This is a genomic window from Nitrosarchaeum koreense MY1 (genome assembly GCF_000220175.1).
Lineage (GTDB): Archaea > Thermoproteota > Nitrososphaeria > Nitrososphaerales > Nitrosopumilaceae > Nitrosarchaeum > Nitrosarchaeum koreense.
On sequence record NZ_AFPU01000001.1, the window covers coordinates 723,881 to 749,032 of the forward strand.

The following is a 25,152-nucleotide window of genomic DNA, read 5'->3' on the forward strand; positions in this document are numbered from 1 at the left end:
TGAACTATATTGGTCTTATTTTTGGTTCAACAAATTATCAATACTGCTACCACTTGTGGTCGTTGCGGAAAAAAGGGAATGATGACAGACAATGTAACGGGAGAAAGATTTTGCGGAAAATGTGGATATGTAATTACCGAAATACTGTCAGATTCTGGTCCTGAATGGAGATCTTTTTCAAAAGAAGGTGGAACAGATCCGACTAGAACTGGTGCACCAACATCTCTTACCATTCATGATAGAGGACTTGCAACAATTATCAATCCAATAAACAGAGACTCTTCTGGAAAACCACTTACATCATCAATGAAAAGTACAATTGAGCGATTAAGAACATGGGATAGTCGAAGTAAAGTCCACGAATCAGCAGATAGAAATCTCAGACAAGCATTAAGCGAACTATCTAGATTAAAGGACAAACTCTCGCTTTCTGATGCTGTAATTGAAAAAGCTGCTTACATTTACAGAAAAGCATTGGAGAAAGGATTGGTGAGAGGACGTTCAATCTCAGCACTGATTGCTTCTGCACTTTATGCAGCATGTAGAGATACCGAAACTCCTAGAACTCTAAAAGATGTTTCTGATGCGGGAAATATTAAGAAAAAAGATATTGCAAGATGTTATCGATTATTACATCGAGAATTAGATCTAAAGATGCCTGTAGTTGACCCAATTCAATGTGTTGCAAGAATTGCAAGTAAGCTTGGAATTTCAGAAAAGACAAAACGATTTGCTGTCAAAGTTCTAAAAACAGCACAAGAACATGAGGAATCCGCAGGAAAAGATCCAATGGGTCTTGCCGCTGCAGCACTATACTTGTCATGTGTAAATAACTGTGAAAATATGACTCAGCGTGATATTGCCGAAGCTGCAAGTGTAACTGAAGTAACAATAAGAAATAGATACAAGGGTTTAAGATTAGACCAAACTGATCTATGATATAGAGTAGAATATGACAGAAACAAAACCGTTAATCGCAATAGTTAATGTCGTAGCCTCTGCAACAATTGATCAAAAACTAGACCTTGTAGATATTACAAAAAAATTTCCAGATGTGGAATATCATCCAGAACAATTTCCAGGCGCCGTCTTTAGACTCAAAAATCCAAAAACAGCGACACTTCTTTTTAGTTCTGGCAAAATGGTCTGTACTGGTGCAAAGTCACAAGAGTTGGCCGAAGATGCTGTGTCCAAAGTCGTTGAAATATTGAGAAAGGGTAAAATCAAAATTAAAAACGATGCTACAGTTACAATACAAAATATTGTTTCATCAATTAATCTTGGAGGAAGAGTAAATCTAGAACAAGCTGCAAGAACATTACCTAGAAGCATGTATGAACCAGAACAATTTCCAGGATTGATTCATAGAATGCTTGATCCAAAAACTGTGATTCTGATTTTTGCTTCAGGTAAATTAGTCTGTGTTGGTGCTAAACTTGAAAAAGACATACACCGTTCTGTACATCAAATTCATAGCATGCTTGAAGAGAAAAATTTAATGGTTTATTCATAATTGACTAAACTATTGCCAGAATCTCTTTTTATTACAGGAACTGATACTGATGTAGGCAAAACTTATGTTGCTGCAGGTCTTGTTGTCACACTTCGTAAGATGGGAATAGATGTTGGTGTAATGAAGCCATTTGCAGCAGGGATTCCTCAAAGAAAGGGATTCAAATCTGAAGATATAGAAATTTTAGCTACTGCAGCTCAAGTAACTGATCCTGAATTACTTTTGAATCCACAATTTTTTCCAATAATGGCATCACCTTATACAGCATTAAAAAATTTAAAAATCAAACCAAACATTCCACTAATCTTAAAACAATTTAAAAAATTATCAAAACTTCATTCAATGTTACTTGTTGAAGGGATGGGTGGAGTGATGACTCCTATACTTCAGAATTATTTTGTCAGCAATTTGATAAAAGATATGAAATTACCCACAATTATTGTCACTAGAACAAGAGTAGGTGCCATCAATCACGCAATAATGACCTGTAAGATGTGTGAAAAATATAAAATTCCAATTAAGGGAATTATAATAAACAATTTCGATGTTGATGGATATCATGTTAAGGAATTAAAACGAGATTTGGAAAATTTAACTCGTGTATCTGTATTGGGCTCTGTTCCATTCATTGATGATATGAGTGATAATTCACTTTATAGAATATTTAAAAAAAATATTGATATGAAATCTTTACTGAATTAAATTTCAGATACGTAGTATTTTGAATTTATTTTGCCCTTGAACATTTATGAACTGTCCAATATCTACAATTATTTTTAAAAATGATGGATTATTCTTTTCAATGACGTATGTGTTGTTTTGAAAATCTATTTTCTTTGAAAGCACCAACCAAATATTTTTGTTGTTTGGTTGTATTTTTTTTAGACTGTCAAGTTTTTGCTTAATTTCGTTGACATCCATGGTTTTTGGTATGTGAATTATTAGAGCTTTATCTGGATCATTTTCTAGCGTTTTTAAATTTGGTACTACTATGTCTATCTCGACACCTTTGTGTTTTATCTTTCTTTGACTTGGAATCAATGCGTTTGTCAATAGATAATGCAGTAATCCTGTTGCAAATGTTGCTATGCTCTCTTCTTTTTCTCCCATCAAAATTACTTTGTCAAAACAATTTTCTAAAACATCATTGATCAATTCTGGAAATTTTGATTGTGATGTTACCTCTTGAATTTTTTTAGATTCTAAATACTCAAACAGATACTCTTTGATTGGATTTGACTCTTCGGACATTTGTTTATTCGTTGAATATGTATCGTCTTTCACCCCTTGATTCTGTAGTGGTGTTGACATCTACTAAGATGAACTCTCTTTTTGTACGAAGTATTGATTCTTCTGGGGAAAGCTTGTTTTCATGTAATGTTTCATACTCGTCTAGTGTGAGTCTTCGCCTTGGTGCAAGCTCTGCTTCCAAGTTCATGTTTTTGACAATTTCTTCGTATTGTGGTTGAATTGTACCGCTAAACACCATGGCACTACTTCCACTACCATATGACCCAAACCCGAAACGTTTTCCATTCAAATCAATTCCCTTTTGATATTCAAATTCAAGACAACTTCTAAATCCCAAATATAACGATGCAGTATAGAGATTTCCAATCATCTTTGATGCCACTAATGAGCTTGCCAATTTTGCTTCATAGATTTCTTGAAACTCTCGTGTTTTTGTAAATGCTTTTGTAAACTCGTGATCTTTTGCCATGAACTCTTCATCTCCTAATACTGATTCAATTGTTCCACGCGGATCTTTTGGAATTGGCTCTTGTATCCCTATCTCTTGAATTATTTTTTTCCATCTTGGAAGTTGGCGCCACTCATGTCTTACCAAATATGCAAGAGCTTTTTTGCCCATGTTGCTGTATGGTAAGTGCATGTTAAGATAATCCATATGATCTAAAATTGTCTCTCCTGGTTCTAGCTTCATTAGCCCTGATGATATTGCTTTTTTCTTGTAAGTTTCAAGTGCCTTTCTTACCTGAATCATGTATAGAAGATTGGAATATTGACCGTGTACGATTGGTGTCTCTTTTCCAAATGGTCTGTAAAAATCATATTCGTCTTTAATTGATGTAGCTGTTACTTTAGGATCAAATGATAATAATCGTGGTTCATCATTGAGTAGCATCACAACTGCCCCAGCTCCTTGTGTCATTTCGCCACTTGAACCCATATCGTATTTTGCAATGTCTGAAACAACTACTAGTGCATGCTTTCCTTCTGCTTCTCCTGCTCTAATCCAATTTGTATTATCATAAAGTGCATACGACCCGCTTACACAAGCAAATTTTGTTTCTACTCCACCACAATGCTCAAACGCCCCTTGACCATAAACCTGCTCTAGCATGCCAATGACATAAGAGTTCATTGCTTTTGATTCATCAAACGAAGATTCCGTGGACACATACAGTCTTCCAATATCTTCTGGTGAAAGCTTGTTTTTTTGCATAATTTGTAAGCATGCATTTGCTGCAAGACATGCTGGGTCTTGGTTTGTATCCACTATTGCCATTTGAGATACCCCCAATCCTTTCTGGAGTTTTTCAGGGTCTAGACCTCTGGCTTTTGCAAAATCTGCTGCATCTATGTATAGCCGTGGTATGTAAATTGCAATATCGTCTATTCCAGCTGCCATGTAGCTTGCCTCCTTCTGTACTCATATAAGGATATTGAGCTAATTCTATCTTACTACTTAGGGAATTTTTATAAATTTTTATATACTTTTTACAAATTGATCGATGATTTTTCTATTTTTCCAACTCTGAATTGAAAATTCTCTCAAAAACATCATAGGGTTGAGCTCCGCCAATCTTTGTCACCTTGTTATCTGGTCCAATGACAAAAAATGCAGGAGTTCCAGTTAATCCCAGGTCTTTAGCGTCCTGATTGCTATTTGTTATTACTGAGGTGTGTTTTGACTCTATCATGCATTTGGAGAACATATCGATATCCAATCCGACATCTCTTGCAAACTCAAGCAGGTTTTCAGATGAGGCCCATCCGTTATTCTCTCCTTTCCAATTGTTGTATAACGTATCATGATATTCCCAAAACATCTCTTGTTCATCAGCGCAGTGAGCTGCATGAGCTGCAGAGACTGAATCTGGACCAATTATTGTATAATCTTTGAAGATTACTTTGACTTTTCCTGTTTCGACATAGTTTTTGAATAGCTCGGGCTCTGTCTTATGGAAAAACTGATTGCAGTAAAAACACTGATAATCGCCAAATTCTATCAATGTTACTGGGGCATTGGGATTGCCTAGAATTGGTGAACCGTTCTCAAAAAATGTTGCACTTGTAATCTGTGCAGGTCCTGACTCTTCGATTACAGGAGTGGGTGCAATTTCTAACTCTGATTCATTATTTGATAAGTTAAATGCTAAAAACATTGCAATTATTGCAACAGACGCAATTCCAGCCCCTATTGCCAAAGATGGGATATGAATCATGAAAAATTATCAATTTTTACGACATTTAGTCTTTTGTACCCTTGATTTAAAACCGCATCTTGGTGAATGCTTTTGAACAATTTTTTCAACATGTTAAATGAATTATTAATAACATAGATGATTATTCAAATGATTAATCAGGGTAATTCATGAGTTCTAAAAACGATGTTTTGATTATTGAAGATAGTCCAGCAATAGGAATGTTGTTGAAAAACTATCTTGAAAAATTAGGATATACTCAAATTCACATTTGTTCAAATGGTGCAAGTGGCATCATGACATTCAAAGATCTGATATCAAATAAGAAAGATCCAATTGTTTTGCTTGATTACATGCTTCCAGATACTGATGCACGTTCTGTTTTAACTCAGATGTTTGAAGTAAAACCAGACATCCGAGTTCTATTGGCAACAGCTACTGAGGAAGATGATGAAGGTGTTAAAGACTTGATTCGATTAGGTGCATATCAGTATTTACAAAAGCCAATTCGTTTTGAACACATAAAATCTGCATTTGAAACCATTGAAGAAGAAGATAATTTTTTCAAAAAAGAATCATCTCAAATCGATATGATGTCAAAACAAATTGAAGATCTTGAAAGTAAGATTCGTTATCGCGTTGACATGGTACTTCAATCAACTTCTAACTTTAGTCTTAGTTTCTTACAAAATTTATTTAATGATTCAAATGAATACATTTCCACATATCTAAAAGAATTAGAAGAAAATGGAAAGATTACCCGTCTATCGGACAAAAAAGAAATTGCTTGTAATCAATGCGATTCTACATCAATTACTCAGATTTTCTACTGTCCTTCTTGTAAGAGTTCAAAATTTAGATCAGGCAAACTCATCGAACATTACGAATGTGGAAATATTTCAGAAGACAATACTTATGTAAACGATCTATGTCCCAGCTGTAAAAAATTAATCAAGGCATTAGGTGTAGATTACCGTGTGATGAAAAATCATTACATATGCAATGATTGCTCAAATTTCTTTCCACAACTATCAACGGATTATGTTTGTTTAAAATGCCAAAATAAATTCAGTCTAGATGAATGTAGATGGAAAAATAGCCCGTTTTATAAAACAACTTCCATGTAATTTGAAATTAGTGTTTATTACATATACCTAAACTATCGAGGAACTACTATTGTTCTTGATGTGAGATTGTTTATTGCATTTTCTAATTCTATGTCTGTGATTTTTCCTTGTTCATGCCAAACGTAAACATGTTTAATCCATGCTGGATATTTTTCAAATAAAGATTCTTGAGGGATGTCTGTTAATGATACAACTTTGATGTTGTTTTCCTTTAGAGTGATGATTAGTTCTTTTAGTAGTTTCATTTTGTCTTCGTTTATTTGATTTTTAAACTCACCATCACGTATTGCAAAGTCAGAAGGTTGCGTACTAATTAATGCATATCCGTATTTTTTTTGCTGGTCTTTTATTTTTAATAACATTTTTTCAATAATTGTACCTTGAAGAAATGGATCATCATCTAAAAGATTTGGCAAGTATGACGTCTCAGGAATATGACGTGGGTAAGACTTGACATTTAGCGTATCGGTTGTAATCATTGTACTAACATATGCTATGTTGTTTTGTTTTGATGCACTTATTGTGTAATTGTTGAATTTACCAAATGGTGCTGAAAATATTTCGGATTGTATCCCTAACTTTTTAGATATTTGGTTGTTTGTTTGCTCAATGCTAGATGATTGCTCTTCTGTTTCATACAGTGAATGATCTACCAACTCCCAACCTCTAACTGCTACATCTATTTTCTTGTCTTGAATTTGTTGCTTTAAAAAATCAACAGTCTTAATATCACTTCCAAAAAATTTACCAATAATACTTGTTGTTACTGGAACATTATTTTCTGAAAATGTGTTTATCAAATTATTTTGTACGTCATTTAACCAGAAATCTTGTACGTTGTCAATTTTAAATGCAACACAGTTGCAATTTACATTCTCATCTGTATTTGTCTGGTTTTTTATAATCTTCTCAAAAATTACCGAAGCATATTCATCTATTTTCCCTACAGGTAGCAAGGAATATCCTTTGGATTTTAGTGTTGAAATCACTACTTTTAATTCCTCAAATTTGGTTTGATTTACTTCATTTGTGTATGCTCCGTTGTCATAATTTGAAAACTCGTATGGATGCATCATTACTACAGCATAACCATAATCGAAAAGGCTGTCATCTATCGATTCTAATATTTTTTCCTTTGAATTGTGATTCCAATACGATGTGACTGGATCTAATTTTGCAGTAGACACTGCTGTGTTAAAGTGATAAAAATCAGATTTGACAAATTTTGATGGAATATCTGTTTGAACTGACGCACTAAGATTATCATAATCGTATTTTTTCAAATACGATATTGTCTCATCCTCAAAAATATTTTCTGGAGGAATAAACGTGTGTGGTTTTACTTGAAATAATTCTTGAATTTTTGTGTCTGTGGTTTTAATTAATTCTTCTTGTGACTCTGAAGATAAACTAGTCAATACCCTATTATTCCAACTGTGATTTGCAATCTCAAATCGTGGATTTGTTTGCAATTGTTCTTTGATTGCATTGACTATTCTAGGATCATTGCCTGTTACTCCGCCAATTACTCCCACTGTAAGTCCTGCTTCTTCTTCTTCAAACACTTTCATCATTTGAATTTGGGAATTGCTCAAAAAATAATCTTGTACGTCATCTAATCTAAATGCAACACAGTTGCAATACGACCCTTCAAAATTCAGCTGCGGATCGTTTGTGAATATCTTTATTGGTTCATGACTTCCAGATAGGGTTACTTTTTTTGATGCTATGACATCACCGGTGTTTTTTGAAACAACATGAAATGCATATGTCCCTACAGGAATGTTAGATATTACGGCATCTCCTTTGTATGATACTGGAGAATCCAGTACCTTTGATTTCTTTTTATCGTTTACTTGTATTGTCAGTGACCCATCAGATTCGGATACCTTTGTCTTTTCATCTTTGTAAACTTCCACTGTTATTGCTGAATTGATTATCTTTGGCCATTTTGTTACTATTTTGATGTCTTTGGAAAGTGATGACTGTATTTGTAATGGAGTGTATGTGTATTTTAATTGAGGATCTATTACAACTTCTACAGTGTAATAATCATTATTGATGGTTTGTGGAAGCCAAAAGCGTACAGTGTCTCCATTAAAGTCAGTTTGATCAAATCCTACTATTTTTCCACTCATTGTTTTAAAAAATATGCTGGCATTTGGTATTGGCGTCTGCCCATCTTGGTAAAAAACTCCCAGCTTTATTCCGCCGGGTAATTTCACATTCATCTCAAAATTGTTAGTTGTCTTTTTTAGATCATAATAGTCTACACTCTGAAAATGATCATTGTAATACAGTTCAATTTTGTATTTGTGGTTTAATGGCAGATTTGTTATTTGTACTGGATTGCTTTGTACTTGGATTTCTGTTATTGGATTTTTATCAAAATCTTTGTAGATTTTTAATGAGGTTGATTCGATGCTTGCCTTGTTTCCATTATCGTATTTTAATAACAGATCAATATTTCCAGTGCTTTCTGCAAATGATTGCCCAATAAATATTGAAAATGATAGCAAAAATATTGTTAATGATAATAAAATTTTCATATTGATCTGCATGGATACTGATTATTTGTTTAATGTTTTGTATTAATATAGTTGTAAATTAATTTCACCATGCATTAGATATATTTTCAATAACTCATAGTATTGCATTGTCATTTTGGTTTGCAAAATATGCTGTATCTTTTACACACCTATTCTTTTAGCACTCGTCCATGTAGCTTTTTTCTTTCTTAGTTGCTCTAGGATTGCTTTTAGCAGCAAAAAGTCTATTATCTGTTTAAATCCAAAAACCAAAAAGCCTGCATGCCATAACAATTTAGGATCTTCCCCATCTATCCTAATAGCTAACGCAGACATCATATAGTGAACTACGACAAAAATCAAAGACACCTGTAAAACATACAATCCGTCCCCCAAAATTATTCCCAAAATTGCATTTGCGGTAGCTGTAAATCCAATAATTGGAGTAATTACCATTCCCAAAAACAGATAGGGTAATGACAATCTTTGCAGATAACCAAATCGTGGATTAAACAACGCATCTGAATGTCTTTTTAATACCTGAATGTTTCCACGATACCATCTTTTTCTTTGAGCTACAAAGTCATGTAGTGTGTTTGGTGCTTCTGTATATGCAGTAGCTTTTGAGCTTCCCTGAGTAATCAACCCAGCCTTTAGCAATTTAATTGTCTGATCAAAGTCTTCAACAATTGTTTCTTTGCCATAGACTCCAGCTTCTGTAATATATGATTTTTTAAAAGCACCTAGCGCTCCTGGAACAATAGTAATTGATCCAAATACATCAAAAGCTCGTCGAACTATTTGAATTCCTGTGATGTATTCTAATGCTTGACATTTTGTAATCCAGTTAACTCTATTTCTTACTTTGATATTACCTGCAACAGCTGCAACATGTTCATTAATTTCAAACCCTTTTACAATTTCTTTTAAGGAATGCCTTCCAATAATTGTATCTGCATCTACTATTACAATGATCTCTCCAGTTGCATACACTAGACCATAATTTAACGCAGATGCCTTTCCGCCATTTTCTTTATGTAATACTTTAATTTTATCTTTGTATTCCATCGCAATTGATAATGTCTTGTCTTTGCTTCCATCATCTACAAATATGATTTCTTTTTTTGGATAGATTGTTTCTAGCAGTCCTTCTATTGTGTGTGCAATCACTTTTTCTTCATTGTACGCAGGAATTATTATGGAAATAGTTGGAAATTCCTTTATGTCTACCTGTCTATCTTCTCTATGCTTACTTAAAACTGCCATTGGTACAAACAACATTGTTGACCAAAATGAAATTGTCATTGCCCAAAGTAGGATGATTCTGACGGGGGATTCTAGTAACGTGTATCCTTCATAAGCAATTAACGTTGCAATAATAAACGGAGAACCAAGTAAAAATATTAAAAATATCGATGGTGCACGCGTTCCTGAAATATTTTTAGAGTATAACTTTTTACTTGCCCCAAGAACATGATACATTGTAATGAATCCACCCAATCCCATTGCAATCATACTTATTGGTCCTAGAAGAAAATAAACTGTCACAATTAAGAAAATAAAGATTGTAGCTGTTAGTAGAATTTGTACAGGATCTTTTTTTATCTTAGATGTTACATTAGATGTGTTCTCTGCATTCTCATATGTATTTTTTATGCGTGATTTTTCCTCTTTACCTTTAGAGAGCGTATTGAAACAATCTAAGTGAAACCAGTTTTTGTCTTGTCTTGTAGATTTTTCATTTAATTGAATATCTCTATTGCATAGCGAGCATTTGATTAGATTTGGATTTAGGAATATGGATAATTCTTTTTTTGACATATCTGTTTGTTTATCTTTTTTTATCTCAATATTGTCTAGTCCTAAAATTTTTTTCAAATATTTTTTATCTGATTCAAAAAGAATTTCCTGTTCTTTAATTCTTTTTAGAAGATATTGGTTTCTTCCAAAATCTCCTATGTTATTTGTAATGGCATAGCTAAGTTTTGAAATAATGTAATTTTTGTCCAAATCTGTAATTTGTTTGGACTATTTTTGCTCTTAAATGTAAACTTGTCATGTTTATTCTCTAAACTGTCTATTTTTTTAGTTAATTTCTTATTCTATGGCAGCCTAACATCTAAACTAGATTTAAGAAGCTTTTTGGCAATAAAAAATATTTTTACAAATAATAAAAAATCTCGCCATATCAACCGTGCATGAGTCTTGGATATTTTTCATGTCAGTCTCAATAATTTTAATAATAAAGTCAGTTATCCAAATTCAATCTAATGCAAGTTATTTTTACATCATTATTGGCTGCTTTAATTATAATTTCAATTATACCTGCATCTTTTTCACAATATGCTTTATTACAAGATGAATCTTTACAAATTCAAACGGAGAATTGTACTGACGGTTGGTATGTAACAGGATATTTTCTTCCATTAGAATCTGATTATTCATCAAATGTCGCTCCTGTCAACATTGATGGAGAATGGTATGGATTTTCAATTGATTTTTTAAATGAAGTAAAGATTCAAGGGTGGGGTAAAACATCTTTTGGAGATTTTTTAGGTTGGGATGAACAAAAATACTATCTAAATTCTGTTCCTTTGGATGCAAATGACAATGAGTTGATTATTGGAACTATAGCAGTTGATCCTAAAATTATAAAAATGAATTCAAAAATCACAATTCCTAATTCTCCTCCACCTTGGAATGAAATTATATTTAGTTCAAATGATGTTGGCCCTGCAATAATTGGAAAACATATTGATGTGTATACAGGTGTCGGACTAGACGCTAGAAAAGAAGCGTTTAGAATCACAAGTAATGATTATTCTATATGCATCATAGATGAGACGTTGTATTTGCGACAAAAAAATATTCTTAAAGATTCTAATTTCAATATGACAAAAAACCAAGAATGGATACAAAATATTTTTTTATGGTATGAACAAAATAGAATTTCTGAAATAGAGGCATTAAACGCTTTAAAGTTCTTAATTGAGCAACAAATTCTAAAAGTAAAGTAATTTTCTTGTGATTTTATGATGTATAATATGATCAAATCTAATAATGTGGTCAAAATATTATTTATTTTGAATCTTGATTATGCGGTATTTGATATTTGAGTGCATTGTAATCCTACTACTTAAGATATACTGTTAATATTCATATTTCATGGAAACAGCTAAAATTCCAAAATTCAAATGGGGTGAAATATCTGAACTTAATTCCGGACATACTCCTGACGAATGGGGAATAGCCCAAAAACCAAAGTCTAAACATACATCGATTGTAGCTTATGATGTTTCTTGGAATGATTGAAATATTGTAATTCTTATTATAATTATAAAATTAGTTTCAGGAACAAGAACTTTTAGAATCTAAATAAATGGGTCATTCTTAGAAAAAATATGAAGAAAATTTTTGTTAATGGTTATGGCTCTATTGGAAGCAGAATTACATCATTTCTAAAAGATGATCCTGAAATCTCAGTAATTGGCGTGGGAAAGTATTCCCCAGATGATGATGTTAACGTAGCTATATCTCGTGGATTAAATGTCTATGTACCAGAAAGAAAATTAAATGATTTTAAAGATTTCAAAATTGCCGGAACCATCGAGTCTGCTCTTGATGACTGTGATCTAGTAATAGATGCGTCTCCCGGGGGTCATGGATACAAGAATAAGAAAAACATCTACGACCCAAAAAATCTGTCTGTAATTTACCAAGGAGGGGAGACTACTATGGGTGATGAGGCAGTTTCTGATTTGTTGTTTAACTCAAGGGCAAATTATGACTTGGCCATTGGAAAAAAGCATGTCATGCAAGGTAGCTGCAATGTTACTGGCATGGGACGCATTTTAGAGCCGTTAAGAATCAAGTTTTCAAACAGACTAGTTAGATTTGATGTTACGTTAGTTAGAAGATGGGCAGACATTGAACAAACAGATAAACAAGTAACTGATACTATCGAAATGACTGAAAAACCACATCATGGTGATGATGTAAAGATGTATTTTGGAAAAGATGCACCATTATTTGTCCGTGCAATTAAAGTTCCAACTAGACAAATGCATCTTCATATCATGGATATTCGTTTTAGTGGTAAAGCACCAACTCCTTCAGAAATTCATGAGATTTTTACAAATGAATTCGGCGTAGCTATTTTGTGGACAGCAAAGGGAACAAAAGACATTAGAGATTATGCTAAGAACATGGGATTTAATTTCACTGACACAAACATGATTCACATTCATGCAAACATGACAGTGTCAATTGACGATACTGTCCAAATGATGTATTCTGATGATCAAACTGGTATTGTCATTCCTGAAAACCATATGCTGATGCAGGCAATGTTGTTTGGAAAATCATACAAAGATGCATTCTCTCATACGGAATCAATATTTAACATGAAAGAAAGAAAACAAAAACTAGAATCATATTTTGCAAGAAAAAATTAATTTTATTTCTTTATTCTTTCTATTCTGATTTTTACAGGCTTGTTTTTAATTACTTTTTCAACAACTATTCTAACATCGTCTAACTCAAGTTTATCCCCTTCTCTAGGAATGTCTTGTAATCTTTCATGTAAAAGCCCGTTAAGTGTAGAATAATCATCTCCTTCAGGTAATTCTGATTTGAAAATTTGATTTAGTCTGTAAATTTCAATATCTCCATTTGTGATTATCGTGTCTTTGTCAATTGATTCAAATTCTTTTGGAGGTATTTTGTCTGTTTCATCTTCAATATCGCCTACTATTTCTTCGATTAGATCTTCAAATGTTACCAGTCCTTCTACTCCTCCATGTTCGTCAATTACAATTGCCATGTGTGTTTTTCGACCTTTCATTTCTTTTAGTAAAGCACTTACCATTTTTTCTTGAGAAGCAAATACCGGCTTTCTTGCAACTTTGTCAAGGGTGACCATTCTTTCTTCTTTTTCAATGTGCGTTAGTATGTCTCTAACATGTACAAATCCAACAATATCATCTTGAGATTCTCCAAAAATAGGTATTCTTGAATGTGGATTTTCATTAATTAAAGGAAGAGCATCAACAAGCAGCATTTTTGCAGGAAGTGTGAACATTTTTGTTCGAGGGGTCATCACTGATCTAATTACAGTATCATGAAAATCTAATGCACTGTGAACCAAATCACTTTCATCTTTTTCTAATGCTTTATCTGCAAATCCTTGTTCAACTATGCCTCTAATTTCTTCTTCTGTGATTAATGGACTGTGGTGACTACTTCCAGTTAATTTTACTATGGATATTGTAATTATTTCCAATATTTTAACAACTGGCCAAAACGCATAGCTAAAAATCAACAATACAGGTGCAAACCTGATCGCTATTTTTGTTGCATTTGCATTACAATATGTTTTTGGGGTAATCTCGCCAAATATCAAAATAAGAAAGGTCATAATTCCAACAGCTATTGCTAGACCATTATCCCCGAATACTCTTATTGCAATACTAGTTGCAAATGCTGAAGATCCTACATTTACTATATTATTTCCAAGATTTACACTTGCCATCATCCATCCTGGATTAGATTTTAGTTTGTGAAGTGCATTGGCTCCCTTTACTTTTTGTTTTAGAAGCTGGTTAACCGTTGATTTTCTAGTTCCTATCAACGCAACTTCCAAACCACTGAAAAATGCAGATAATCCTATTAGCGCAGCTAACGCTGTAAGTTCAAGCCAAAGTTCTACCATGTTATCCCTCGTAAAATCTTGTTAGAACAAAATTTGTTCTTCATTTTATTTTTTATGCACCATCTCTTGGTTGATAATATTTTGTAACCCCCTCTTTTAAGGATTAATATCTAAACAGCACAAATAATAAAAAATTGTTTAATTGAGGCTAGTTTTTAGGCGGAATTGCAAATTTATTTTTTGGATTATTGTGATACTCTACTGGAAGCATCGCATCTTTTTGTCTACCTGTAAGAATGCCTACTACAACATCATCTTTTTTGATAATTTCTTCATTTACTAATTTTTTAATTCCAACAACTGATGCTCCGGAGGCCATTTCACAATCAAATCCATTCAAACCAACTACTGCCATGCCATCTAACATCTCAGAATCAGACACTGTCGTCACAACACCGTTTGTAAATTCTAGTGCACGTAATCCTTTTAGAATATTTGCAGGTCTTCCAATCTGAATTGCAGTAGCTTTTGTTTTTGGTCTAATTCCCTCTTTGTCTAAATGATCATAGTATCTTGATATTAATTCGGTATTTGTATTTCCTTTATTCCAGCGTAGTTCTTCGCCTTCAAATTCCCCATTATACAAATCAGATAGTGTGCTTGCGCCTTCAGAATTAATTACTGCAATTCTTGGTATTTTTTTAATCCATCCCCATTCGTATAACTCCATCAATGCTTTTCCGCAACTAGACGTATTTCCAAGTGCACCACCAGGATATACAATCCAATCAGGAGATTCCCATCTCAAATATTCTAAAGCTCTAAACGGAATTGTTTTTTGTCCTTCTATTCTAAATGGATTTATCGAATTAACCGTGTATCCATTATGATTTTTTGCATCATCAAGGGATTGTTTTAATGCATCATCAAAATTTCCATCAACTTGAATAATTTGAGCTCCAAATTGATACGCTTGGCTTAGCTTACCTGGAGCAATTTGACCTGATGGAATGTATACATCACAGTTTATTCCTTCATTTGCAGCAAACATGCCAGCAGATGCAGATGTATTTCCAGTTGATGCGCAAACAATTTTTTTTGCTCCAACCATTTTTGCATGTGTTACTGCAGTTGCCATCCCGTTATCTTTGAATGAGCCGCTTGGGTTGTATCCTTCTGGTTGCAACCATAATTTGTTATTTGAAATGCCTATGAATTCAGCTGCTTTTGACATCTGATAAGGTTTTGACTGCCTTCCTTCTGAACCATCTAGAGAAACCAAATACTTTGAACACTCTGCAACATTTTCAGTATCTATTTGGCAAAAATTAAGTAGTTCTCTAAATCGCCAAACTCCGCTTTCATTAAATATATTTTCTTGAGAGTCTCGTCTTTGGTAAAATGTTTTTTTTAGTTTATCTGAAGGTTTATTTTTATATTTTACATCTAACAGGTGACCTTTTTCACATTCTACATTAGTGCTCATTATAGGATATTCTAATCCACAATGAGGGTCAATACACTTGAGATATGCGTCATCTTGCATTGTCAGTTAGCGGAATCAGTGATAATTTAAAGTTAAGAATAAATTTCATAATATGAATTAATTTAATTTCTGAATTTTTAGGCAATATGATACGATCTAGTCTAAACCAAAAATTACCTGTTATTATTAGGCAAAAACAAAGAAGAGGATCAAAGCACAGAGATAAACGAGAATGTCTAAAATATCTAAAACAACATAGGAGAATAGAGAATATGAAGAATCAAAAGAATATGAAACACACTATAAAGTGCAAATACTGCGGAAAGACAGATAATGTACAATACTTGGGAGGTCTTGACTGGTTCTGCAATAAAAGATGCCATTACAATTACAGACACATAAACGACAAACATGAGTAAATTTATCACATTTTTTAGGTAATTACATGGGTTGTACCTAAATCCGGAACAAATACTATTTTACAATACGTATTCTCTTTGTTAGGAAAAATCGTATATGATAAAATGGATTTTAAACTCCAACAAACTTAAGTTTGTAGATTTTAGATTGAAATCATGACACGAAAGAAAAAGGAGTTGAAACAACGCCAGAATCTTCAGTGCCATTGGCATTGTCCATGTGAGGATTGTAGAAATGATGAACGTCAGCAAAATTATTAAAAACACGGTTAGATTCTAAACTTTTAGATTAGATTAATCCAATCGAAAATTAATCATGGTAACTTATAATGACTATTTGAAAGGAATACTGGAAAAGGTCCAAATTGCATATAACACACTAGAAAAACTTGAGGACAAACCTGGTGACCTTGACACTATTAAAAAAGAAATATCAAAGATAAAGGGATTCTTTCAAGTCTTCATCACAAAAACTGATAATGATAATAATCCATTATCTGATTTTTCTGAACTAAAATCCAAGTTTGAGCATTATTTGGATATGTATTCGTTTGAAAAGGAGATAGAGACGATGGCTCCATTATATGCTAATGATTCTAATCGATTAAAAAACATACGACTGAAGATTTTGGAATCGCTATCTGATAAAAAATTAATGAATGATATAAAGTACATACTTGATAAACTCTAAAAACATGGAGAAAAAAGATAAAAAATGTATTTTATGTGGGTGTAAGGATCACCGCTTAATTGGATGCTCACGCCATATTGCAAAAAAATGCAGTTGTCATGTTAAAAGCTGAATTAAAAATAATTAATTGCTATTTTCTTTTGGGGCCTGATCTTTCATGGAAATTTAAGCAACATTTGCATTCTTTTTTTCTACATTCTTCTTCTGTTCTGTGATCACAGATGCCACACTCACAACCGTTTGCCATACATTTCTGTTACATATTTACAATATAACTAATACTGCAAATTTTTCTGATTTTCAGGTCAAATGACCTTATTTTTTTGACTTTTGTTTTTTTGTTGTGGGCTTGTCTGGTTTGCCTTCCAACTCTTTTTCCATCTCTGCGGCTTTGTTGTCAACCACCTTTATGATCTCTTGAATTAACCCATCAAGATCACTATCTGAAGGTTCAGGGTCAACAGCAGTTGCAATATCGTTTATTGTACTTGAAATTTCAGCGCTAACTTCCTCAAAACTCTCTGGATCTTCATAAGCTGCATTATACAGGCTTTTGAGATTATTTACATGATTTACTACTTGATCAGTTAATGTGAGTCTAAACTCTGTTCCATTAACCTCGATAATCTTAGTAATCATATTTCAGATTTCAATTTCTGTTCCTTAAAGGTTTTTAGTTGAAATATGTTGATGTTAGATGCGTCAACTAATCAAACTAGAATACAATATAGTCCAAAGCGGCCGCATCGCTAATCAGTGTGGTGTGTCTTGAACCTAAAACATAACCGTTTTTGATATCGTTTGCTGGAACCCATCTGTTTGTCGAAGTATAGTGTCTTTTCTCAGCTAATTCCCGCTCTATTGCTTCAATGTCAAACTCCCCTTCTTCTACTTCTTGAGAAGATAGGTGTTTTATTGTGACTAGTATTTTACTAACTTTTACTCGATCACCAAATTTCCACTTTGATGGAGGATTTTCATCAGATACTTCCAAAACTTTAATCTTCATCTGTTTGTTTCCAAATGCATCATAACTGATCAAAGTTCTTTCATCGGTAAATTCTTCAAAACTTACCCGTGATTTTGTTCCCTTTGCTTCAGATACAGTCTCCAATAATGATTTTGATTGAATTTCACTTTCATCATGTTCTGATTTTTCAGCACTGTTCTCGGTCATGCTATGATTTAGCATCAATCATTAAAAAACGCTATGTTACTAAATCTATTATTTAGGCACTAGTTCTATGTTTGTTCTTAAATGGCATCTTTTGTTCTTCAAGATGGAGATTTGTTCTTTTACCATCAATTTTTGCAAATATTTCCCCGTCGTATGTACAAACACAATCTGTTATTTTTTTTGACTCGTCCCAAATCTTGTAAAACTCTCTCAATTCTCTATTTTCATACAGTCCTTGCCCGATCCTTTTTTTTGAAAGAAATTTGAATGCAAGTATGACTTTTCTTTCTTTGTATATGTCAAACGTTGTAATCCATTTTTGACATCTTTCGATCTGATCTGCAGGTACAGGAAGTGATGTGCTTGTTCCAGATTTTGCCTCTATGCTAAAAATCATGCTAGATTGAGTGTTTACTGCCAAAACATCTGGTAATGCTATGCTGGGGGACCCTAGCCTGAACGCTTTCCAAGTGTCTACAGAATTGAATCTTTTTACCAGAGTATCTTCCCAATTGTACCCGCGCTGTCTGCGTGTACGTGCAATTTTTTTATTGTCTTTGACTGGTTTTTGTCGGATTATGGAAATTGAGGTCAATTTATTGCTCATATTTCTTCATATGTGACTTGGATATAGTAAAGTGGGTAATTACAGAATAACCGTTACAAAGTACCATGCTACTAATTTACATAATAAATTATTGAACTCGTATGCTAAAGAAGAATGAAACATTTGATGAATATTTTCAAACAAGATTTTTTTAGATTCCGAATTTGTTTAATCTTTAATTAAGAATTTTCCTAGTTGTCTTTTGATTCTTTTTCTCGTAGTTGATTATAATCTAACATTATTTTTGGCAATTTATCGTCAGGGTTTGGGGTTATGCTGTGTTTTTGGCAATACGTGAAATAATTTGGCCAGTTATTTTTTGCAATTCTTTTGAAATCTTCACCGATCATATGATCATACCAATCAATTATTGTCAAACCATATGCAAAGAATCGATTAAGATATTGGGCAATTCCTACAGGGATTTTTTTCTGTAGTGCTAAAAATGCAATCTCATCAACCGTATTTAGATAATCATTAGCATACCTGTGGCAGTCTTCCGTAGTTTTTAGAATTGAATTTTTATCCAGTCTGTTTGTGAGATCCTCGTGAAATCCTCTTAATAATTGAGAATATGACACTTTAGTGTTTTCTCTAAGGTTTCTCCAAGTTAAAATCAGTGTAATTACAAATATTGTTGCAGTAATTGAGCTAATTATTACTGCCAATGTCGGAGTATCGATTTTTTGGGTTGATTGTAAAATTACTCCGTAAAGATTAAGGAACATACCGTTAATTATTTTCACGCATATTATAAGATGACTAGATAAATTATTTGAAAATTAGTAAACATCACATATTTTGAGCAATAGTGATTTATTTTTAGATGAGTCACAATGAGTTTAAGAATCCCATTTTCGAGTTATTTGTATGTTGGATAGGCTTGCCGAAAATTTAGGCACATTAAAACAAGAATTTGTAAAAACATATGATGGCCACGCTCACATTCAAGAAATAATCCCTAGTTGTTCTTCAGAGTTTTTTCCAATTAATGAATCACATTTGAAATTACTACACGAATTTATTAAAAAAAATCCAATCTATCACAATTCTTATGAAAAAAAAATTGCAGGTACTTTATGTACAGTTTATGAAGGAGACATTAACGAGTATTGGCTTAATAGCATAAAACACGGTTCTAGCTGTCAGCCGTTTTATCCAACATGGGTTATTTCAGCATACATTGCGGCATCAATTGCAAAAAGTCTCGATTACAAAGAACTAATTGATATCGGTTCGGGGGATGGTAGAATTGCATACTGCTCAAAAATTTTAGATTTACAATCAACAAGTATTGAAATCGATGATGTGTTGGTGGAATTACAAAATAACATTGTATCTACGACAAATATTAATTTCAATCCAATATGTGCAGATGCAATCGAATTTGATTATTCTACATTAAATTTGTCATTTCCTGTGTTTTTTATCGGAGGATTGCCTCAGATGGGAGGCGATGTATTGGCAAAAAACATCATTGATAAAATATCAAATACGAATCTTAAAAAAAATACATGCATTGTTTTTGCAGGAACACACTCAAAAAGACAACTTTCTGGAAATCAATCGGTGGGAGGATGGAGTTCATTGATTGACAGCCACTGCTTGCAAGTGATTAAAACATCTTTACTTCCTACCATTTGGACTTTTGATCAGATATCTGACACTCCGTATATCTATACAAAATTCAATTGATTACACTAAAGAAATTTCAAAATTATAATTCTTATTTTCAATTCCGCATTTTTCTATCTTGACTTGTTGACCCTCAATAGGAATTCCTTTAGATAATTTTCCGATTATTCTGATACTGTTTTCTATTTCGATTAGACAAAAATAAGAATCATTTTTCCTTGAAAATTCTATGATTTTACCCTCATGAGATCCCTTTCGCCATGAAACATTCCTAAAACACTTGTTGCAAAAATCAGACGGCGGCCATACAATTTTCTGACAATGCTTACATTCTGCTACTATAAAATGTCCATTTTCTAACTCTGTCTCAAAATTCATCTTTCCAATACCAACACAGTCGAAGATGTTGACGCTGCAGACATGTTGTGAATTAGACCTATCTTTGCATTGCTTACCTGTCTTTTATCAGCAGATGATTGCAATTGTTGTGTTATTTCAATTGTTTGGGCTATCCCTGTTGCACCTAATGGATGCCCTGCTCCAATCAAGCCACCTCGTGGATTTATTTTAAAATTGTCTGTTGTATGAAGTTCCTTTATCAAATCCATTCCTTTTCCTTTATCTGTAAAACCTAGTGATTCTAAAGCCATCGGTTCACAAACGGAAAATGCATCGTGAACTTCTGCTACATCTACATCACTTATACTTCGTTTTGACATTTGAAATGCCGATGTTGCAGCAATTCTTGATGATTCCATTGAACTAAATGTGATATTTTTTGTAAATCCAGCTGAAGTTGTTTTTTGTCCAATCCCTGAAATCCATATGGGAGTATCGGTGTATTTTTTACATGCATGTTCTGATGCAAGTAAAATTGATGCACCTCCGGTACAGGGTCTTGAGCAATCATGTAACCTAAGATCATCAGTTAATTTTTTAGAATTTATTACTTCATCTAACGAGTATGTTTTTTCAGAAAGTGCATTTGGGTTATTCTTTGACTGTTTGTGATTTTTGACAGGTACAATTGCCAGATCGTCATCCGTAATAGAAAATTCTCTTTTGTATGCTTTTGTAAATATACTTGCCCAAAAAATTGGATGTTTGAATTCTCCTCTTGAATTATCCCATTCCAAAATTTGTCCAGGGCTGTCATATCTTTCAGCTCCGCACACTAACACCACATCTGCCAATCCTGCCGAGATGTACGAATATGCAGATACTATTGCATTTGTTCCAGAATTACACAAACTCTCTACAGAATGAGCAATTTTAGGCTCAATTCCAGACATTTCAGATAAAACCGCAGAAAGATATTTTGAGTTATTATTGGTGGAAACCAAAACCGCATCAATGTCATTTCTACTCAAATTAGGGCTGGCATCAAATAGTTTTTTTGTAGACTGTAAAAGCACTGATTCAATCTTCGAGTCATCTTTTGAGAATTTTGTTAATCCGTATGACACAATTCCGACTTTGGACATTATTTTTCCTCTGAAAATGTAGTTGTGAATAATTTAAAAGAATCAATCACATCACCAACAGGATTGAATTGTATTGTTGGTAAATCAATTCCAGTATCTTTGAATTTTTGCAGTTGTGAGAGACATTGATCAGGAGTACCTGCAATAGTTAATGATTTTAGCATGTTATCTGATATTAACTCATGATTTGTTTTAAATCCAGATTGTTTAAACTCCTCGTATACATTCTTTGTTTCACTCTCAAATCCATTTTTTGATAAAAATTCTCGATAAATTTTTCCAACAGATATGTAAAATGCTAGAGTTTGTTTAGCACGATTTATTGCAATTTCCTCATCATGAGATACACAAGTAATAATTTGACATGTTACATCAATTTTTCTTTTTGATTGCATTTTTTGGATTGTTTTTTTCATCTCATTTAATGGTCTTAAATAAAAAATTACCCCATCTGAAATCTCCCATGTCAACTCTACCATTTTTTGATTAACTGCTGCCAAGTATATTGGAATTTTATTTCTCTGAGGTGTTATCAGCAAAGAAAAATTTTTCAAATTAAATATTTTTCCCGAATAATTAATTTGCTTTCCAGATAAAACAAGTCTTATAATTTCGACATATTCTTTCATTCTTAAAACAGGATTTTCAAATTTGTATCCGTGAAAATCTTCTACAATTGATGTGCTGCTTGTTCCAAGACCCAAAATCAAACGTCCTTTTGATAGTATGTCTACAGTTGCAGCACCCATGGCAATAGACGATGGGCTCCTAGAAAAAATATTAATTATTGATGAGCCTATTTTTGGTTCCAGTGCTTTTTGTGATACTGCACCTAACATGGAATAATTTTCCATCCCCCATGTTTCTGGAATCCATATTGTATCTACATTAGTATGAGATAGGATTTCTGAGCATTCTAAGACTTGATTTACAGTAAGAAGAGAGCCTAAACTATATGCTATACGCATGAATTAATTCAGACTATTGGATATTCTAGTGTTTCCGATATCTTTTAGAAAATTTGGTCACTCTTCGTATTCAGATGCTTCTAGGAACTCTCTTTTTGAGTTTTCCAGCTCACTGCAAAACGGACAATTGCACATAATCTACAATGATTATTGCATAATTTGGATTTAAGCACAACAGTTAACACAATATTCATGAGCCTAAAGTTTTACGATCAGGGTTTTGTCTAACTCTTTTAGCATTGTGTTAATTATGATTGAGGTTGTTTATTATGAAATTAATTTCTAATCCTAATCGTTGAGTGAGCAAATTTTCGAAGAAAAACCTAGTTCAGAAGGAACATTTTGGGATGATGCCACAAAATATGCTGCGTCTGCAAATGCAGATGAGTCATTTGTAAGTGAGATGGCATACATGATGGTAACACTTCACAGAACTGGGGCATAAAGAAACTAATTATTTTATTATTTTGTTTAGTTCTAATGAACATTCTTCAATATCTTTGAATGAATCAATAGAGTGCCACATTGCATTTTTGAATTTTACGGTAGATAGTTTTCCTTTTTTTGCATAATCTGGAAAAACTGTTTTTTCTATATCTCCTTTTTTTGGTAAATCTTGTAGTATTTCTTTTTGTAAATGGTATACCCCTGCATTCATCCATACATTTGGAATTTCCTTTTTTTCTTTGAACTGCATTATTTTATCTCCTTCTATCTCCACAACTCCAAATTTTGTTTTTAATTCAATTGATGCAATTAAATTTTGTTTTTTTACTAATTTTCCAAGATCAATATTTGTGATTGTATCACCATTTAAAACAAAAAATGATTTATCTTTTATTGATAATCCTGCTTGTTTAATTGCCCCGCCTGTACCTAATGGGGTCTTTTCTACTGAAAATTTTATCTTTACACCTAAATTATTTTTTACTGCAAGAAAATTTTGAATCATTTCTGTCTTGTAACCTGTACAAATCGTAATTTCCTTAACCCCGAATTTTTTGAGGTATGATATTTGCCATTCTATAATGGGGATGTTATTTAGAGGCACAAGGGGTTTTGGAACATAATCAGTAATAGGTCGTAAACGTTTTCCTCGTCCACCAGCCAAAATTATTGCATGCATTGAAGTGTCATGATAAGATAGACGTTATAACTTTAATTGAGTTGCTAGATCATTTTTTTGAAATTTTTCTTGATGTAGAATCTTGTTTCTTTTTACAAATTCCACAAAAAAGATACCCGTCTTTATGTCTAATCCAATAATGACGTGTGTGATTTTTGGATTTTTCCATAACTATAATGTTTTTAGAATTTTGGTTATTTTATTTAATTCACATGGTTTTATATTGTCATATACTAGAAAAAATCAAACGTAGCCATTCCAAAATAATACCCGACTGCAGTTAATACAGTACTCCATATGCATGACCCAATCAAGGTGAAAATAAGGAATTTTAATGGATGCATATTAAAAATTCCAGCCGGAATCGATACTAGTTCACGAATCCCCGGAATCAATCTCCCTATGATGACCGATTTATCACCATATTTTGCAAACCAATGATCAGCTTTTTCTAAACTTTTTTCTTTGATTCTTGCATATTTGAGATATTTTATCAATCCAGTTCGCCCTAATTTTTTTGATATCATGTAAATTACAAAAGCACCAACTGTTGCACCACATCCTCCTGTTATCCCGGCTCCCAAAATATGAAATACATTCATGCCATTTTTTAGTATACTATATCCTGCCAAAGGAAATATTGCCTCACTTGGAATTGGTGGAAAAACTGTTTCTAACAATGCAGCTAAAAATACACCTGGGTAAAGATTCTCAGCTACTAATGAAACCACCCATTGAATGAATGCGTCTATTTCACTCAAATTATTTTTCTTCCGTCAAATAATAATGCAGTTCAGTATAGCATTCAGTACAATATTCTTGATCATTTGTATGATCACAATCATAAACTTTTGATACATCGTTATTGCATTTTGCACAAATTGGCATAATTATAATCCTCTAGTTTTTCACTATCTTAATTGCACCTAATGCAATTTGAATAATTGCTGGTGCAAATAGCATAAGAGGATTTCTTTCTACTCCTTCAGGAGCAGGAGTAAATATCATTGCCAATCCACCAATTAGAATTAAAATTCCTGAGATAATTATTAGACCTCCCAACCCTTTTGATTTTTCTCTAAGAGTAATGAAAAATGCTATGATAGGTAAAATTATTGCTGGACCACCTAGCCCCATACCTCGTTGCATGTCATTTAATGGTAAAAATCCATCATGGTCTGCATTACTCATCGAAACTGCAACGTCTGCACCGTATAACGCCAATAATGCAATAGATATTCCAGTTATTATCATTGCTACTTTTATTGCCATGTTGGAAATCGTCATTTACAACA

The 25,152-nt window shown here is 33.0% G+C and carries 27 protein-coding genes; 10 read left to right on the forward strand and 17 right to left on the reverse strand.

Annotated elements, in window-relative coordinates; all coding sequences use genetic code 11:
• Positions 1–21 precede the first annotated feature (21 nt).
• Genes MY1_RS04255 through bioD form a run of 3 tightly spaced genes read left to right on the forward strand, consistent with a single transcriptional unit; the run spans position 22 to position 2,215 of the window.
• Positions 22–939 carry a transcription initiation factor IIB gene (locus MY1_RS04255; protein ID WP_081470671.1) on the forward strand — a complete coding sequence of 306 codons (918 nt, stop codon included), beginning with the start codon at positions 22–24 and terminating at the stop codon, positions 937–939.
• Positions 940–952: 13 nt separating this feature from the next.
• On the forward strand, positions 953–1,513 hold the full coding sequence (locus tag MY1_RS04260) for a TATA-box-binding protein (RefSeq protein ID WP_007550486.1): 561 nt from the start codon (positions 953–955) through the stop codon (positions 1,511–1,513).
• A gap of 12 nt (positions 1,514–1,525) precedes the next feature.
• On the forward strand, positions 1,526–2,215 hold the full coding sequence (gene bioD / locus MY1_RS04265; RefSeq protein ID WP_007550487.1) for a dethiobiotin synthase: 690 nt from the start codon (positions 1,526–1,528) through the stop codon (positions 2,213–2,215).
• 3 nt (positions 2,216–2,218) lie between these two features.
• Here bioD and MY1_RS04270 read toward each other — a convergent pair whose 3' ends face one another.
• From MY1_RS04270 to MY1_RS04280, 3 genes are all read right to left on the reverse strand, one after another.
• On the reverse strand, positions 2,219–2,764 hold the full coding sequence (locus MY1_RS04270) for a hypothetical protein (RefSeq protein ID WP_007550488.1): 546 nt from the start codon (positions 2,762–2,764) through the stop codon (positions 2,219–2,221).
• A 4-nt stretch (positions 2,765–2,768) separates the two neighbouring features.
• Positions 2,769–4,163 carry a hydroxymethylglutaryl-CoA synthase family protein gene (locus tag MY1_RS04275; RefSeq protein WP_007550489.1) on the reverse strand — a complete coding sequence of 465 codons (1,395 nt, stop codon included), beginning with the start codon at positions 4,161–4,163 and terminating at the stop codon, positions 2,769–2,771.
• A 112-nt stretch (positions 4,164–4,275) separates the two neighbouring features.
• Complete coding sequence (locus tag MY1_RS04280; RefSeq protein ID WP_007550490.1) at positions 4,276–4,980, reverse strand: DsbA family protein; 705 nt, start codon at positions 4,978–4,980, stop codon at positions 4,276–4,278.
• Between the two features lie 149 nt (positions 4,981–5,129).
• Between MY1_RS04280 and MY1_RS04285 the strand changes: the two genes are divergently transcribed.
• Positions 5,130–6,086, forward strand: a complete 957-nt coding sequence (locus MY1_RS04285) for a TackOD1 domain-containing metal-binding protein (RefSeq protein WP_007550491.1) — start codon at positions 5,130–5,132, stop codon at positions 6,084–6,086.
• Between the two features lie 32 nt (positions 6,087–6,118).
• Here the strand turns inward: MY1_RS04285 and MY1_RS04290 are convergent, their stop codons facing one another.
• Together MY1_RS04290 and MY1_RS04295 are read right to left on the reverse strand one after the other, a co-directional pair.
• Positions 6,119–8,635, reverse strand: a complete 2,517-nt coding sequence (locus MY1_RS04290) for a polysaccharide deacetylase family protein (RefSeq protein WP_237698791.1) — start codon at positions 8,633–8,635, stop codon at positions 6,119–6,121.
• Positions 8,636–8,776: 141 nt separating this feature from the next.
• The gene (locus MY1_RS04295; protein ID WP_007550493.1) at positions 8,777–10,624 is read right to left on the reverse strand and encodes a glycosyltransferase family 2 protein; all 1,848 of its coding nucleotides are present in this window, start codon (positions 10,622–10,624) and stop codon (positions 8,777–8,779) included.
• Between the two features lie 260 nt (positions 10,625–10,884).
• Between MY1_RS04295 and MY1_RS04300 the strand changes: the two genes are divergently transcribed.
• From MY1_RS04300 to MY1_RS04305, 3 genes are all read left to right on the forward strand, one after another.
• A complete protein-coding gene (locus tag MY1_RS04300) occupies positions 10,885–11,631 on the forward strand; it encodes a 3D domain-containing protein (protein ID WP_007550494.1) in 747 nt (248 codons plus the stop codon).
• A gap of 148 nt (positions 11,632–11,779) precedes the next feature.
• A complete protein-coding gene (locus MY1_RS09860) occupies positions 11,780–11,926 on the forward strand; it encodes a hypothetical protein (protein ID WP_007550495.1) in 147 nt (48 codons plus the stop codon).
• A gap of 89 nt (positions 11,927–12,015) precedes the next feature.
• The gene (locus tag MY1_RS04305; RefSeq protein ID WP_007550497.1) at positions 12,016–13,068 is read left to right on the forward strand and encodes a type II glyceraldehyde-3-phosphate dehydrogenase; all 1,053 of its coding nucleotides are present in this window, start codon (positions 12,016–12,018) and stop codon (positions 13,066–13,068) included.
• 2 nt (positions 13,069–13,070) lie between these two features.
• Here the strand turns inward: MY1_RS04305 and MY1_RS04310 are convergent, their stop codons facing one another.
• Both MY1_RS04310 and thrC read right to left on the reverse strand, forming a co-directional pair.
• Positions 13,071–14,324, reverse strand: a complete 1,254-nt coding sequence (locus tag MY1_RS04310; protein ID WP_007550499.1) for a hemolysin family protein — start codon at positions 14,322–14,324, stop codon at positions 13,071–13,073.
• A gap of 148 nt (positions 14,325–14,472) precedes the next feature.
• Entirely contained in the window at positions 14,473–15,810 is a 1,338-nt protein-coding gene (thrC, locus tag MY1_RS04315) for a threonine synthase (RefSeq protein ID WP_007550500.1), read from the reverse strand.
• Between the two features lie 675 nt (positions 15,811–16,485).
• Between thrC and MY1_RS04320 the strand changes: the two genes are divergently transcribed.
• Entirely contained in the window at positions 16,486–16,860 is a 375-nt protein-coding gene (locus MY1_RS04320) for a hypothetical protein (protein WP_007550501.1), read from the forward strand.
• A gap of 315 nt (positions 16,861–17,175) precedes the next feature.
• Here the strand turns inward: MY1_RS04320 and MY1_RS04325 are convergent, their stop codons facing one another.
• From MY1_RS04325 to MY1_RS04340, 4 genes are all read right to left on the reverse strand, one after another.
• Positions 17,176–17,499 carry a hypothetical protein gene (locus MY1_RS04325; RefSeq protein WP_007550502.1) on the reverse strand — a complete coding sequence of 108 codons (324 nt, stop codon included), beginning with the start codon at positions 17,497–17,499 and terminating at the stop codon, positions 17,176–17,178.
• A 76-nt stretch (positions 17,500–17,575) separates the two neighbouring features.
• Complete coding sequence (locus MY1_RS04330; RefSeq protein WP_007550503.1) at positions 17,576–18,037, reverse strand: hypothetical protein; 462 nt, start codon at positions 18,035–18,037, stop codon at positions 17,576–17,578.
• 52 nt (positions 18,038–18,089) lie between these two features.
• Entirely contained in the window at positions 18,090–18,644 is a 555-nt protein-coding gene (locus tag MY1_RS04335) for a resolvase (RefSeq protein ID WP_007550504.1), read from the reverse strand.
• Positions 18,645–18,835: 191 nt separating this feature from the next.
• A complete protein-coding gene (locus tag MY1_RS04340; RefSeq protein ID WP_237698792.1) occupies positions 18,836–19,390 on the reverse strand; it encodes a hypothetical protein in 555 nt (184 codons plus the stop codon).
• A gap of 124 nt (positions 19,391–19,514) precedes the next feature.
• Between MY1_RS04340 and MY1_RS04345 the strand changes: the two genes are divergently transcribed.
• Positions 19,515–20,339 carry a hypothetical protein gene (locus MY1_RS04345; protein ID WP_007550506.1) on the forward strand — a complete coding sequence of 275 codons (825 nt, stop codon included), beginning with the start codon at positions 19,515–19,517 and terminating at the stop codon, positions 20,337–20,339.
• On the opposite strand, the gene MY1_RS04350 is transcribed toward MY1_RS04345, so the two are convergent.
• The 3 genes from MY1_RS04350 to MY1_RS04360 are packed head-to-tail and all read right to left on the reverse strand — an operon-like array spanning position 20,340 to position 22,731.
• Complete coding sequence (locus MY1_RS04350; protein ID WP_007550508.1) at positions 20,340–20,657, reverse strand: zinc ribbon domain-containing protein; 318 nt, start codon at positions 20,655–20,657, stop codon at positions 20,340–20,342.
• A complete protein-coding gene (locus tag MY1_RS04355; protein WP_007550509.1) occupies positions 20,654–21,763 on the reverse strand; it encodes a thiolase C-terminal domain-containing protein in 1,110 nt (369 codons plus the stop codon). The genes MY1_RS04350 and MY1_RS04355 overlap by 4 nt, the downstream gene beginning before the upstream one ends.
• Positions 21,763–22,731: an LLM class flavin-dependent oxidoreductase gene (locus tag MY1_RS04360; protein WP_007550510.1), complete on the reverse strand. Its 969-nt coding sequence runs from the start codon at positions 22,729–22,731 to the stop codon at positions 21,763–21,765. Before MY1_RS04360 ends, MY1_RS04355 begins: the two co-directional genes overlap by 1 nt.
• Before the next feature lie 295 nt (positions 22,732–23,026).
• Here MY1_RS04360 and MY1_RS09865 point away from each other — a divergent pair, with 295 nt between their 5' ends.
• Entirely contained in the window at positions 23,027–23,176 is a 150-nt protein-coding gene (locus MY1_RS09865; RefSeq protein ID WP_007550511.1) for a hypothetical protein, read from the forward strand.
• A 9-nt stretch (positions 23,177–23,185) separates the two neighbouring features.
• Here MY1_RS09865 and MY1_RS04365 read toward each other — a convergent pair whose 3' ends face one another.
• The 3 genes from MY1_RS04365 to MY1_RS04375 form a co-directional block, all read right to left on the reverse strand.
• Entirely contained in the window at positions 23,186–23,857 is a 672-nt protein-coding gene (locus MY1_RS04365) for a nucleotidyltransferase family protein (protein ID WP_007550512.1), read from the reverse strand.
• A gap of 233 nt (positions 23,858–24,090) precedes the next feature.
• A complete protein-coding gene (locus MY1_RS04370; protein WP_048109690.1) occupies positions 24,091–24,618 on the reverse strand; it encodes a DedA family protein in 528 nt (175 codons plus the stop codon).
• 139 nt (positions 24,619–24,757) lie between these two features.
• Positions 24,758–25,129, reverse strand: a complete 372-nt coding sequence (locus MY1_RS04375) for a hypothetical protein (RefSeq protein WP_007550518.1) — start codon at positions 25,127–25,129, stop codon at positions 24,758–24,760.
• Positions 25,130–25,152 lie beyond the last annotated feature (23 nt).